This is a genomic window from Paenibacillus glycanilyticus NBRC 16618, assembly GCF_004000805.1.
Classification (GTDB): Bacteria; Bacillota; Bacilli; order Paenibacillales; family Paenibacillaceae; genus Pristimantibacillus; species Pristimantibacillus glycanilyticus.
Genome location: NZ_BILY01000001.1, coordinates 121,264 through 134,596 on the forward strand (window position 1 = coordinate 121,264; position 13,333 = coordinate 134,596).

Sequence of the window (13,333 nt, forward strand, 5' to 3'; positions counted from 1 at the left end):
TAATTTTCCTGTTGGTTGCTCATAATACGTAAACAATGCATGGAAAATACAGGTGGTGTAGTTATGGCTGTCTCTTACGCTCAAATCAAAGAATACTTGTCCGATTCCGAGGATCTGAAAGCTCAAAGCCTCATTCTTCCTAATGCGGCGGCATGCACCATCCTCTATTTGGAATCCATGGCTAATCTGGAAATCATTCAATCCTTCATCATCCAGCCCTTGCTGGAGACTCCTTACCACAACATCGAGCAGTTTGCAGCTGCCACCGGGGCACAGAAATCTTCCGATCTTGAGCTCATCGGCCATTCTTTGCTGGATGGTTATTGCGTTATCCGTCTGGAAAACCACGAGAATGTTTACATGATTTCCGCAGCTCAGTCTTATGGCCGTTCAATCGACGAGCCTATGGCTGAACAGATCATTAAAGGCTCTCATGAAGGCTTTGTGGAAAGCCTCAGTACGAACCTTTATTTGCTTCGATACAGAATTAAAAGTCCGCAGTTCAAAGTAAGGTACTTCACTATTGGCACTCTGACCAATACAAAGGTAGCCATGGTCTACATGGAGAAGCTTGCCGATCCGAATATTGTGATGGAATGCGAAAATCGGCTGAAATCCATCAATCTTACCCAGCTTTATTCGACGGGTGAAATTGACGAAATGCTCGAGGAGCATCCGCTTTCCCCTTTTCCCCAATCCCTGAACACGGAACGAACGGACCGTGCCGTTTCTTATTTAATGGAAGGTAAGATCAATATTTTGGTGGATGGCTCCGCGACGGTATTAGTTCTTCCGATTACGTTCTTCTCCTTCTACCAGTCGCCGGATGATTATAACAGCAGGTGGATAATCGGGTCCTTTTACCGTCTTGTCCGGATGATCAGCTTCATTCTGGCTATCAGCCTGCCTGCGATTTATATTGCCATCGTTTCCTATCATTCGGAAGTGCTCCCGCCGGGGATCCTGTACTCGGTTAAGGTTTCCCTGACTTACGTTCCGTTTCCCCCTATTGTAGAAGCCATCGCTATGCAAGTTATTCTAGAATTATTAAAAGAAGCCGCCATTCGGCTCCCTTCCCCTATTTCACAAACCATCGGCATCGTTGGCGGCTTGGTCATCGGCACAGCCGTTGTCGAGGCGCATCTTGTCTCCCATACGATGATCGTCGTGATCGGGCTGACTGCTATCGCTTCCTTTGCAGCACCGTTAAACGAATTTGGGACAAGTCTGCGCATATTGGGCTTTCCGACGATGTTTGCCGCGGCTTTGTTCGGCTTTTTCGGCATCTCCGTTATGATGATGGTCATCTTTATCCATCTGTGCAAAATCGAAACGCTTGGCGTCCCTTATTTCGCGCCCTTTGGTCCGTTTCATGGCAAGGACAGCATGAAGGATATCTTCCTTAGGCTTCCGGTTTGGAAAAGCCAAAAAAATGCCCAGCTTCCCGGTCCTTATAAACAGTCGTTTACTCAGAGGTGGAAAAGGCATTGAATATATCGATTACGCAGAGACAATTGTTTTTCCTCATCATTAAAACGCAGATCGGCATAGGGCTGTTATCGCTGCCTTCCGTCATACAGGATTCCGCCGGCGGAGATGCATGGATATCCGTGCTGGGCTCGGGCCTTGTCATCCAGTTGTTGATTCTTGTGTATTGGCGCCTATGCAGCCAGTACCCGGGGATGAACTTAAGGGAGATGAGCCTGCTCTTCTTCGGAAAATATGCCGGCAAAGCGGTCAATTTTATTTACTACTGCTTTTTTGTTGTTGTTGCGGGTTATGCCTGTACCCTCTATGTCCGTCTTATAAAAGTCTGGCTGCTTCCTTTAACTCCAAGCTGGGTGCTCCTTCTGCTTATTCTCGCGGTGGGCGTTTACCTAGCCGTAGAAAATTTACGGGTTGTTGCAAGATTTTACGAAGTAGCCTCCATCCTGTTGATTATATTGCTGGGGATAAGCCTGGCAAGCCTTTCGAACGAGACCCATATCTCCAACATTCTGCCAATGGGGCAATCCGGCATGGCCCACATCGCAAAAGGCAGCGAAAAGACGTTTTTTGCCATGCTTGGGTTTGAAGTTATTCTTTATTTTGCGGCCCAGTCGAAAGATACGCCTCGCGGCCTAATAAGAACCATTTCATTTGCCAATTGGTTCGTGACGTTGTTTTACGCCTTTTTTGTATTTATTTGCTTAATCGGGTTCAGCCAGGATGCTTTGTCGAAGGTAAAGGAGCCCGTCTTGTTCCTGCTCAGAGGATTGACCTTCCAGCTTTTTGACCGGCTGGATCTGATCTTCCTTTCGATATGGATCATCCCGATGTCCGCAACTATCGTTTCTTATCTGTGCATGGCCGGCAAAAGCCTAACAAAAAAAAGAAGCGCCTATCAACGGATGGTATGGTTCAGCGGTACGCTTGTGTTAGTGCTGGCCAGCTACTTGTCGACTCGCGAAAGTCTCGATACGTTCAGCAAATGGATGGAATACGGCTATCTCGTGATGATTGCGGCGGTTCCCCTTCTGATGTGGGCGATGTCCTTCTTGTTCCGCAGCTTTTATAAGAGGAGATTGACATGATTAAGAAGCTCATACCTTCAGTTAGCATTGTCCTATTGCTGCTTCTTCCGGGATGCTGGGACGCCCAGTATTTGATCAATAAGAAACTAGTGAACGGGATTGCTCTTGATTCGCAAGAGAACGGACAATTGCGGGGCACGGTTAAAGCCATTATTCTCGAAAGCAAAGGCGGCGGCCAATTTAACGTGAAAGATAAATTGGAGCAGGCATTCGGACGCAATATCCCGGAAATCGGACATAAAATCGACAGCATGCTCCCGGGGACGATCGAAGCGAATAAAGCCTTTGTTATCATAGTTGGCGATGAGCTTGCGAAAAAGGGCATCATGCCCCTATTGGAGTTTTTTTACCGTCTGCCGAAAGCTTATTTGAACACCAAAGTGCTGATTGCAAAAGGACAGGCCGCCGATATTCTAGCGGTACCCGAGACGGAAAATAATCCGATTGCGTTTGATATCAAGCAGATGATTTTTAGCTCCGAAAGAACCACGCTAGTATCGAATCAAACTCTGTATTCCTTATGGAACCAGATCTCTGATCCTGCTGAAGACGCAATATTGCCGATCATCCGCAAACTGAACAATCGCTCTCTTATCATTGACAGCACGGGTTTATTTAATGGAGATACCTTTACCGGGGTCATCTTGTCCCGAAACGAGAGCGGCTTATTACTGCTGCTTAAAGACAAAATGAGCAATGTGGCTTGGCTGGATGTTCCGCTGGAGACGAATGTGGTTTCCTTTGAGGTACGCAAGATGAAACGGAAGTTCGAGGTAACTGTCGATGAGCAGACCCAATCGATTGAAAGCAACATACGAATTGATTTGTACGGTAATATCGTCAGCTATACCGGCAATCCGGACTGGTCCGTCAATCCCTCTCAATTAAGCAAAGAGCTGGAAAAGTCCCTAAACAAGCAAGCAATCACGGTAACGGATACTTTGCTGCAAGCGAATTGCGATGCTTTTGGTATTGGGCGTAAGCTTAAGGTAAGCCATTCCGGTCTATGGAAGAAGATCGATTGGAAAACCAAATACCCTCAAACCAAGCTGAAGCCCGAGGTGCATGTACACATTACAAGCACCGGAGCGCTTAAATAATGGATGCCTTATACCGGACAAGCCCCCATGATTCCCAGAATCATGGGGCTTCCTAGCTTCCTATGCCTCTTCCAGGTATTGACCCGGCGTCATTCCTACCGTCTTCCGGAATAAAGCGGATTAAATCGCGCTGACGACTTCCGTATTCTGAATCAATGCAACCAGGTAAGCCAGCGTTAAGCCTTGCCCCCAGCCTTGCACCCGCTTCTTGGAGATCACCTTGTAGTCGTCCGCCGAATACATAACCGCCGTGCCGGCGGATACATTCCGGACCGAACCGTCATCATCGATATTGGCGCGGATGCCTTCATAAGCTTTGGCCATATAAATCTGATGCAGCGGATGCGCGTAAATCGTCAAGGCTGCGGCAATGCCGGCGGAAGCCGAGGTTTCCTCGTACGAGGTCTCGTCATTCAAGACCGTACGCCATAATCCGTCCGGCGACTGCAGTCTGACCAGAGAGCTTAACTGATCGCCAAGCGCTCCGCCAAGCTGCATCCACATCGGCATAAACGGATTAAGCATTTTATGAGCCTGGGCCATTGTGTAGGCCGCCCATGCATTTGCTCTGCCCCAATAGATGCCGGACAGGTGATCTCCTCTGACATTATCCCATGCATGGTAGAACAGATTCGTCTTCGTATCCTGCAAATATTCTTCATGCCAGTAGAACTGGTTAAGCGCATCGTCGATATATTCCTTCTTGTCCAGCTTGAAGCCAAGTCTGAGCAGGAAATACGCCGCCATAAACAATGTATCCGCCCACGCCTGCTCGGGAAAATCGTTTTTGGACGAAACGGTATGCTGGAATACGCCTTCTCCAAACCGGATCGCATCCTTGCGCAGGTATTCGGCTTTCATTAAAGCGAGATCCAGGTATTTCTGGTCGCCCGTCGCTTCATGCAGCGTCAGCATCGTATGTCCCATGGCACAGGAATTAACCATTAAGGCCGGAAGCCCCAGCTCCAAATACTCGTCCACCCATTTCACCAGAAAATCGATATATTCCTGATTTTTCGTTACTTCCCAAGCTTTGCTGATGCCGTAAAAGGCAACTCCGCAAGACCAGTTCCACGTAAAATCCATATTCATCGTTCTGCGTACGACAAGGTCGATCAGCTCTAATACTTCCTCTTGGTTCACTTCAAATTTTTTCATCGTCCAAACCTCCGTCTGAAATCGCTCTCATACCCCAAGAGTAGCATGAATTTTGCATGGATTTCTCCGCATTTATCGATAAATACTGCTTAAACCCCGCAAATATTGATATAATGAGATGCGAATGTCCTTGAAAGGAGTTCATCTCAATATGACGATAACGTCGCTTCCCAATATCCTCCGGTTCGGTTCAATCAGCGAGCCTTTATGGATTGAATTCGACCGGAGAATCGGCTACCATTCCATGGACAATACCCATTATCATCGTTCGTACGAATTCTTTTATTTGTACAGCGGCGAAAGAAAGTTTTTTATACGTGATTCCGTTTATCCTATTCAGTCGGGTGATCTGATCCTCGTCAACACCAATGACGTCCACCGGACTTCCGAGCTGAGCCAGCCCAATCACGAGCGGATTGTCCTGCATTACGACCTGCCGTTCTTTGACGGTTTATCGAAGGAGGAGACGCAGCTGCTGCTGTCCCCTTTTGCTTCCGCGCATCCCATCATCAAGCTTAACCTGCAGGAACGCATGCAATTGGAGGCTTTGTTCGAATCACTGCTTCGCGAGCTGCACGAATGCCCGCCAGGCTACCAGCTGCATGTCCGGAACACGGCGGTCGAATTGCTGCTGTTTACCGCCCGTCACGTTCAGAGACGCAAGGTGCAGCCTAGCATCGAGCTTGAGCTTACCCCGGTTCAGCAGAAAATAACGGATATTGTCCGCTATATCAACCAGCATTTCAGAGAGCCATTGCTTCTAGATGACCTCGCCAAGCGCTTCTTCATCAGCAAGGGACATCTTAGCCGCGTCTTTAAGGAGGTTACCGGCTTTGGCTTTAGCCAATACATCAACATTACCCGGATCAAGGAAGCCGAGCTGCTGCTGAAGGAAACCGACTGGAGCATCACTCAAATATCCGAGCATTGCGGCTTCGAGAACTTTTCCCACTTCGGCAAGATGTTCAAGGAGCTGTCCGGACTTCCCCCCCGCGCTTACCGGAAGCTGGAGCAGCATAAAAATAACGGTTAAGCAGCTGCTTAACCGTTAATGGAAATGCGAGATATAATCAAACGCCGTTGTGCCGTAAACGCTCTTGAAATGTTTATTCAGATGAGTCAAATCCACGAACCCGCATGCGGCTACCGCCGAATAAATATCCTTGCTGCTCTCGATCAGCTGCTTAGCCCTTTCGATCTTGCTGTTAAGGAAATATTGATACGGCGATATTCCGGTATGCGCCTTAAATAATCGAATAAGCTGATATTTCGATAATCCAAGCTCCATGCAAATCTCATCCAGCTTCAGAACATGATCCAGGTTATCGTGAATCCTGTCCTTCGCTCTTCGGATCAAGGCATGATCCGTTCTGCTTCCGTATTGCGAAAGACTGGAATCGGCAAGACGATCCGTCAGCGTAAGCAATAATTCGCTGCATAACGTTTCATCCTTTTCGCTTAAGATGGCATTCGTCAAATTAAGCACCCTATGCTCCAGCTCCCGGTCATACACGATAGGATTAGAGAAACGCAAAATCTCCTTCTTCTCCATAACCTCCAGCAGCAGCTGCGGTTCAATATACAGCATGACGTAATCGAGACCCGTCTCGTCATGCGCCATTCCGTCATGCGTCTGCTCCGGATGAAACAGCATGATGCCGTTCTTATGAGATAATTGCAGGCTGCCGTCCAGATTATAACGCTGAATGCCGCGCAAGGTAACGCCGATGGCATACTCCTGATGGGCATGCTTCTTATATTTAAACTCCGTCATTGTAGCCGATAATGCGGTAATGCCGGCCGACTTTTTATAAATAAACCTCTCCATCTTACTCACCTCGCAAAGCTATACCCAAATCATAACGGCAGCGTAAGCTAAAAATAAAGCCATAATCAGATTAGCAGCCGTATGATGCTTCTGCAAAAACGTTTTAAAGACCGTCCCGAAAAGAACCCATGTAAAAAAGGCCGCAAATCCGATTAAGGTGATCGCCGCAATACCAACGGACAATCCCGTAAACCCTCTGTAAGTGGGCAAAATAAACGCCGGGATGACGGTTAAGGCAAACAGCACGGTCTTGGGATTCAAGAACTGCAGCAGGACGCCAAATCGAAAGGTAGCCTTTTGGTTTACGTCGGATTCCGAATGCCGGCTTCGGACCATCCGGTACGCGAGGTAGACCATATAGGCGCTTCCGATCACCTGCAGGACCGTAATAAACTTAGGCATTACCGACAGGAGCACCGAGCTTAACGCGGCCGAACAGACAAGCAGCAAACCAAAGCCAATCGTCGACCCGTAAGAGAAGATCATCGCCTTTTTGGTACCCGCGTTTGTGACGGTAGACAAAATCAGAATATTCGTTGGCCCGGGTGTAAACGTCGCAATCAAACAATAAACAAAAAAAGATGTAGTATCCATGAGAAGCCGCTCCTTTCACGCTCTTCTCCTATCCTACATCCGAATGGAAATTGCCTATAGTATATTATTGCAGCTTATTCTAAGCCTTTGTGCTTCAAAAATAAAGTGGAATTGATGACCAGCCCCTCGTCAGGCTGCGTCCGTCCCAGAATATGCCACCCTTCGTTTTCAAGAACCTCCTCATCAATCGCTTCATACATAATCTGTTTCATTCCCTCGGCCGTACGCATGGCGACCAGGGGGTCCGAGGCGGTGCGGCTTATCTGTTCCAGTACGGCCTGCTTGTTTCTCACAAGACTAGCGATGAAAATCCGCTTATATGGGCCGTAATCGTAGTTGGCGCCATTTTCCAACACGACCTTCACTTTGGATCCGAGGCCGATATGCTCGAGCAGCAAGCAGGACGCCTCATAAGCCACCGCATCCTTCTCCAGGCAGACAACCTCCACATCGCCCAGCAGATAAAAAATAATCGGGCTTAACGGCATCGGCCCGCTGCCGACAAACACAACGGGAGCTTGCTCCAGCCGGCTATCCGGATCAGTGAAACGGCCAAGGGTGTCCAGCTCCTTCCTCACCAACGCTATGTAAACCGGCCAATTCGGGAGATTTCTAACGGCATCCAATCCGGAATCTTGAGCTTCGCGGGCTTGCCTGGAATCGGTGAGCTCCGTCAGAAACTCGGCTTCCGAGAGCTTATCCTGCAGCTGCCGCTTATGCGTCTGAATATATTCGTTGCTCAGAACGGCTTGTACCTCCTCCGGCAAATAACGGGAACGCAGCTGGACGAAAATACGGCTAATGACGCTCGTTACCAATTGATTAGCCGGAGACAAATCTATTTCCTTCTGAAGAAGCTCGTTGGCTTCGCGGATAAAAGCAATAAAGTCGTCAACGACCTGCCATCTTGGCAGGCTGCCCGCAGATGCGGCCGTCCCCGTAGAATAACCCTCCATTTTACGCAACTCTCCTTCATCCCGCATATAATCGAAATATATTCATATCGCACGGGATGTAGAAGGGAATGGGGACAAATCGGTTTATTCCGACAAGAGAACAAGGCATCCTAATTCCCGATAAACGGTAACAGGATGCCTTGCTATTAGCCGCTAGTTACGTCCGAACACCTTGATCTCCCATAACGAGTAGCCGTACATCGTCCCCCTTTGCGTTCCGTACATCCGCACGTAACGGGCTGTCGTCTCGTCAAAGTTAACGATGTCGGTGCCTCCGTCACCGGAGGTTGTGCTGTAGACATCGGTCCAGCTCTGGCCGTCATCCGATACTTGAATCTTGTAGGCTTTGCCGTAAGCGACCTCCCAATCCAGCTTGACTCGGCTGATCGGGCTTGGAGTTCCAAGATCGACCTGAATCCACTGCGGATCGGATGAGTCGGAAGCCCAGCGGGTCTGCCCGTTTCCGTCATTGGCATCCGCTGCCGGATGCGAGCTCTCCGAAGAGGAAGCGGTGATTGCTTTGCCTTGGGCCAGCTCCGTCAGCTCCGGTCCTTCCGGCGGCGCAAGGTTCAGCTCCGGATTGGCAAGGTCCAGCTTATACATCATCTGATTATAGTTGTAACGCGGCATGGCAGGCGCATTCGTAAACGTATTGGTGAAGGTCGCTTCGAAATAGAGATAACGTCCGCCGTCCTTAATGAAATACTCATGCTGGGAAGGGTTATAGAAGGAGTATTCGTCATGGGTAATAATCTTCTTGGCCGATTTCCATGGCCCGTTAGGCGCGGGCGCTTCCGCGAACCAAATTTCGCCCAGCAGCGACGTCTTGCCGAATTTCTCCTGACCGATCATGACGTAGCTATGGCGATATTCATTCCATTCGACGGAGCTTTGGGCAATTTGAACCTCATCGCCCGAATCGACATCCTTCAATTGGAAATAACGTTCATCATCCGCCTTGATCAAGCCTAATCCAATCAGCTCTTTCTCCTTTTCCTGTGTAAGCATTTGCGTGTTTTTCTTCCAGCCCCAGACCAGCTTGCCTTCAGCGTCGCGCTCAAGCTGCGTGTTCGCCCCGGCATATGTCGTTCCTGGCGCAAGCGGAGTAAAATACTCGTATTGGGTATAATCCACGATCGCATCCATCTTCGCCTCTACCCGAATATTCGGATACTCGTATTGCGTGAAAATATAATAGCCTTTGCCGCCATCCTCGTAATACGTTCCTTGACCGCCCATTCCCGCGTAACGCCAGTCGCTGGTACCCGGAAATTGGACCAGCTGCTCGAACTCTTGCTTTTCGTCATTAAAGATCAGAATGCCGAAAGAACGAGGGTTAGGATCATGCGTACTATAAGCGGCAAGCAGCCGTTCCTCCCCATTATTGTCCTTGACGGTCATCAGGCCGAATATCCAGGCAATATTCGCACCGTCCGGAAGCGGCGGTACAAGACTTTTGGCGAAGCCGTCCTCGCGCGTAATATAGTCGAGGTCGACGCCAACGTCGAGATCCAGCCCTTGCTCCGGCAGCTTTGACGTAGCTCCGGTCACGCGGAAGTTCCCGAGCGGATAGGAGGGCCGATCCGTATCGCCCCAGAACCAATAAAGCTTATTCTTGTATTTAATGGTCTGCACGGAGTCCTGGCCCATCACTTTCCCGTTCAGGAGAGGTTCTTCAATCGGCGGCGTTTCGCCAAGCATGACGGTATCCCTGTAAATGCCTTGACCGGTTACCCGGTAAAGCCGCTCTGCGAGATTGATCCGGTTCATCTGAATGGTCACGTTTCCGCCAGGCGTTACATCCACCGCTTGACCGCGGTAACCAAACATATCCGCCGGAACCTCGTAGCCATGACTGGCTATATGAAAAAATACCGTTTGATTCATAAGCCCCGGCTCGTCAAAAGCCACATTGCCGGCGCTGTCCGTATAGTAACGAATGTTGTTCGTCGTTTTCAGCTCCACGGCCGGAATTCCTCTTCCGGTTTCTGCGTCAACGACGTGAATTTTGAACAGCTCCTGATTATAAACCTGGCTTTGTGCCGGCTTACCGGCACTGCTTGCCCCTGCCGCACCGGCCGCTGCGAAGGTTCCAGGGAAAAGTGCCGCAGCCAGCATTACGCCCGCCACAATTCGGGATGCTTTGCTTAATTTCATTCCCATGCCGCAATCTCCTCCGTTCCAGTTGATTATTTTGAGCCCTGCTCGGTTCCGTACACCTCGAAATCGCGTACGGATAGCTTAACGCCTCTTGGTATTGCGTACATTCGGACATATCTGGCCTTGGTACCCGTAATTGTAATGTCGTCTACATCGCCGTCGCCGGTTTTGGTGTTGTATACGTCCTTCCATTTCACCCCGTCGTTTGAAATCTGAATTTGATACGCTTTCCCGTAGGCGGTTCCCCAGTTCAACACAATGCGGTTTATGCTGCTTGGCACGCCAAGATCAACCTTCAGCCATTGCGGGCTTTTGGCAGCCGATGTCCAGAACGTCTCCGTGCTGCCGTCATTAGCCAGCTTCGCCGGCTGATTCTTTTCATTTGAAGCGGAGGCAATTGGCTTGCCTTTGGCCAAATCCGTTGCCGGAGGCGTCAGCCCAAGATCCGGATTGGCAAGGTCCAGCTTATACATCATCTGATTGTAGTTGTAGCGCGGTGTTGGCTCGTGGTCCGTAAACGTGTTGGTGTAAGTCGCTTCGAGGTAGATATAACGGCCGCCGTCTTTATCGAAAAACTCATCGTGAGCCGGGTTATAGAACGTGTAGTTGTTATGCGTAATGATTTTTTTGGCCGTTGTCCACGGCCCTTGCGGCGCAGGCGCCTCCGCATACCACATCTCGCCGAGTCCCGATGTTGTTCCGCCCATTTGCTGGCCGAACAGAACATATTTCTGGCGGTAGTCATTCCATTCAACGGAGCTGCCGGCAATCGTAACGTCGGCGCCGGTATCCGCGTCCTTCAGCTGGTAATAACGGGCATCCGCGCCCTTTATTACTCCCAGATTAATAAGCTCTTTCTCCTGGTCCTGCTTTAGCGGCGGCGTATTTTGCTTCCAGCTCCAGACCAGCTTGCCCGAAGCGTCCCGTTCAAGCTGCGTATCGGCCCCGTTGTACGTTGTCCCCGGCTTCAGAGGCGTAAAGGCTTCGTATTTCGTGTAGTCTTTAATCGCATCATAGGTCGCCGGTACGCGAAGATTCGGCATCCGGTGCTCGGTAAATACCCAATAGCCTTTTCCGTTTTCCTTGTAGTAGCTGGCTTGCCCTCCAGGATGTCGCCAGTCATTCTTGTCCGGGAATTGGACCAGCTGCTCGAATTGCTCCGTCTGATCATTAAATTGAAGAATGCCAAAGGCCGACAGATCCGGATTATGCGTGCTGTAGCCCGCCAGCAGACGCTCTTGTCCGCTTGCATCCTTGGCAGTCATCAGTCCAAATACCCACGCGATATTCGCGCCGTCAGGCAGCGCCGGCACCAGACTTTTGACGAAGCCGTCGTCCTGCTTGAAGTAACTCAGGTCAACGCCTACATCCGGGTCGAGTCCGCCTTGTCCCGGAAGCTTCGAGGTTGCACCCGTTACCCGGAAGTTCCCTAGCGGATAAGCTACGCGGTCCGTGTCTCCCCAGAACCAGTACAATTTATTTTTGTATTTAATCGTCTGGACGGAATCCTGTCCCATTACTTTCCCGTTCAAGAGCGGTTCATTAATCGGCGGCGTCTTGCCAAGCAATAAGCTGTCCCGGTAAATGCCCTCGCCCGTCAGACGGTACAGCCGCTCTGCGATATTTACTCTATCCATCGTCAGCGTAACGCTTCCTCCCGGCGTTACTTCAACGGCCTGCCCATAATAACCAAACATATCCTGCGGAACTTTGTAGCCGTCGCTGGACAAATGGAAAAATACGGTTTCGTTCATAAGGCCAACCTCTTTAAAAGCGACGTAACCGGCGCTGTCCGTATAGAAGGTCATATTGTTGGTAGTCCTCAGTTCAACGGCCGGAATTCCCCGTCCGGTCTTCGAGTCCACCACCCGAATCCCAAAAGGCTGCTGGCTTTGGATTTGACTGGCCCCGCTGTTACTCACCGTGCTGCCCGCCAACATCGTCCCCGGGAATAAAGCCAGACTAAGCAGAATTGAGGCTGCTATTCCGGTCGTTCTACGCAGCTTTGCATGCATACATGATCATCCTCCCATTGATTTCATTTCCTTGCGCAGCATCATGTTCTCGACTGCAAACTACGGCATCGCATCACCTCCCGAAAAAAAAAGAAGCAGCATGCTGAACGCAAACTGCTCCTATACGATCTAAGATGAAATCATGCAAGTTTAAAGGCCGTTCTTTCGGAAAAATTCAAGACTGATCTTTGCGCTCTCCAGCGAGGAGGAAGGGAAAACTTCCTGTTCGACGAAGATGTACTGAATTCCGGCTTCCTCGGCAATCGGCAATACGCTCTTCAGATCAACGGAGCCTTTGCCTACCTCGGTATCCGTATGCCCCTCCACGAAATCCTTGAAGTGAACGAGCGGTACGCGTCCGCTGTATTTTTGCACGTAATCAACGGGCTTATAGCCTGCCACATGAACCCAGCCGAGGTCAAATTCCGCTACGAGATACCGCGCCGGAACAAGCTCCAGCAGATGATCCATAACCGGTTTTTTATGAACCAATTGAAACTCGAAAGCATGATTATGGTAGCCAAAGGTCATTCCCGCCTCGGTTACTTTTCTTCCCGCTTCTTCAAGCATGCCGGCCAGCTTTCGGACATCGTCCCATTCGGGATTCTCGGGCAGAGGAGCCCACGGCGCAACCATATATTGTAGCCCGAGTTCCTGTGCGTATTCGATTTGCTTATCGAGCTCCGCGGAGCGGACAGCGGCATCCTCGGAAAAATTCAACCCGATATGAGCCGATGGCGCCTGCAAATCAAGCTCGGCAAGAAGCGCCTTAACCTCCTTGGCCGGGGTGTTGAAAAATCCCGCAAACTCTACCGCTTTGTAGCCTAGCTGCGCCGCTTGGCGGATGGTACCGAGAAAATCCCGCTCCGTTAAATCGCGCAAAGTATATAATTGAAGCCCCACAACCGGTTTAGCCACAATCGATCACTCCATTCCGTGTCTGTGCTAA

At 50.0% G+C, this 13,333-nt stretch carries 11 protein-coding genes; 4 read left to right on the forward strand and 7 right to left on the reverse strand.

Features of this window, described 5'->3' with window-relative positions:
* The first annotated feature begins 63 nt into the window (after positions 1-63).
* Genes PGL01S_RS00440 through PGL01S_RS00450 form a run of 3 tightly spaced genes read left to right on the forward strand, consistent with a single transcriptional unit; the run spans position 64 to position 3,673 of the window.
* The gene (locus PGL01S_RS00440; RefSeq protein WP_244935465.1) at positions 64-1,491 is read left to right on the forward strand and encodes a spore germination protein; all 1,428 of its coding nucleotides are present in this window, start codon (positions 64-66) and stop codon (positions 1,489-1,491) included.
* On the forward strand, positions 1,488-2,573 hold the full coding sequence (locus PGL01S_RS00445) for a GerAB/ArcD/ProY family transporter (protein ID WP_164775333.1): 1,086 nt from the start codon (positions 1,488-1,490) through the stop codon (positions 2,571-2,573). The genes PGL01S_RS00440 and PGL01S_RS00445 overlap by 4 nt, the downstream gene beginning before the upstream one ends.
* Positions 2,570-3,673 (forward strand): Ger(x)C family spore germination protein, encoded by a 1,104-nt coding sequence (locus tag PGL01S_RS00450; protein WP_127490605.1) that lies wholly within the window; start codon positions 2,570-2,572, stop codon positions 3,671-3,673. Before PGL01S_RS00445 ends, PGL01S_RS00450 begins: the two co-directional genes overlap by 4 nt.
* Positions 3,674-3,793: 120 nt before the next feature.
* On the opposite strand, the gene PGL01S_RS00455 is transcribed toward PGL01S_RS00450, so the two are convergent.
* Complete coding sequence (locus tag PGL01S_RS00455) at positions 3,794-4,831, reverse strand: glycoside hydrolase family 88/105 protein (RefSeq protein ID WP_127490606.1); 1,038 nt, start codon at positions 4,829-4,831, stop codon at positions 3,794-3,796.
* 151 nt (positions 4,832-4,982) lie between these two features.
* Between PGL01S_RS00455 and PGL01S_RS00460 the strand changes: the two genes are divergently transcribed.
* A complete protein-coding gene (locus PGL01S_RS00460) occupies positions 4,983-5,864 on the forward strand; it encodes an AraC family transcriptional regulator (protein ID WP_127490607.1) in 882 nt (293 codons plus the stop codon).
* A gap of 15 nt (positions 5,865-5,879) precedes the next feature.
* Here the strand turns inward: PGL01S_RS00460 and PGL01S_RS00465 are convergent, their stop codons facing one another.
* From PGL01S_RS00465 to PGL01S_RS00490, 6 genes are all read right to left on the reverse strand, one after another.
* A complete protein-coding gene (locus tag PGL01S_RS00465) occupies positions 5,880-6,659 on the reverse strand; it encodes an AraC family transcriptional regulator (RefSeq protein WP_127490608.1) in 780 nt (259 codons plus the stop codon).
* 18 nt (positions 6,660-6,677) lie between these two features.
* Positions 6,678-7,253, reverse strand: coding sequence for a LysE family translocator (locus PGL01S_RS00470; protein ID WP_127490609.1), 576 nt, complete (start codon positions 7,251-7,253; stop codon positions 6,678-6,680).
* Between the two features lie 74 nt (positions 7,254-7,327).
* Complete coding sequence (locus PGL01S_RS00475; RefSeq protein ID WP_164775334.1) at positions 7,328-8,209, reverse strand: nicotianamine synthase family protein; 882 nt, start codon at positions 8,207-8,209, stop codon at positions 7,328-7,330.
* 153 nt (positions 8,210-8,362) lie between these two features.
* Positions 8,363-10,372, reverse strand: coding sequence for a discoidin domain-containing protein (locus PGL01S_RS00480; RefSeq protein ID WP_127490611.1), 2,010 nt, complete (start codon positions 10,370-10,372; stop codon positions 8,363-8,365).
* Between the two features lie 26 nt (positions 10,373-10,398).
* Positions 10,399-12,384: a discoidin domain-containing protein gene (locus PGL01S_RS00485; RefSeq protein WP_127490612.1), complete on the reverse strand. Its 1,986-nt coding sequence runs from the start codon at positions 12,382-12,384 to the stop codon at positions 10,399-10,401.
* Between the two features lie 150 nt (positions 12,385-12,534).
* Entirely contained in the window at positions 12,535-13,302 is a 768-nt protein-coding gene (locus PGL01S_RS00490) for a sugar phosphate isomerase/epimerase family protein (RefSeq protein WP_127490613.1), read from the reverse strand.
* Positions 13,303-13,333 lie beyond the last annotated feature (31 nt).

Bases quoted from the DNA above. Each gene is read 5' to 3' on its own strand.
- PGL01S_RS00465 (WP_127490608.1), bottom strand. From the start codon at position 6,659: ATGGAGAGGTTTATTTATAAAAAGTCGGCCGGCATTACCGCATTATCG.
- PGL01S_RS00485 (WP_127490612.1), bottom strand. From the start codon at position 12,384: ATGCATGCAAAGCTGCGTAGAACGACCGGAATAGCAGCCTCAATTCTG.
- PGL01S_RS00460 (WP_127490607.1), top strand. From the start codon at position 4,983: ATGACGATAACGTCGCTTCCCAATATCCTCCGGTTCGGTTCAATCAGC.
- PGL01S_RS00455 (WP_127490606.1), bottom strand. From the start codon at position 4,831: ATGAAAAAATTTGAAGTGAACCAAGAGGAAGTATTAGAGCTGATCGAC.
- PGL01S_RS00440 (WP_244935465.1), top strand. From the start codon at position 64: ATGGCTGTCTCTTACGCTCAAATCAAAGAATACTTGTCCGATTCCGAG.
- PGL01S_RS00480 (WP_127490611.1), bottom strand. From the start codon at position 10,372: ATGGGAATGAAATTAAGCAAAGCATCCCGAATTGTGGCGGGCGTAATG.
- PGL01S_RS00470 (WP_127490609.1), bottom strand. From the start codon at position 7,253: ATGGATACTACATCTTTTTTTGTTTATTGTTTGATTGCGACGTTTACA.
- PGL01S_RS00450 (WP_127490605.1), top strand. From the start codon at position 2,570: ATGATTAAGAAGCTCATACCTTCAGTTAGCATTGTCCTATTGCTGCTT.
- PGL01S_RS00475 (WP_164775334.1), bottom strand. From the start codon at position 8,209: ATGGAGGGTTATTCTACGGGGACGGCCGCATCTGCGGGCAGCCTGCCA.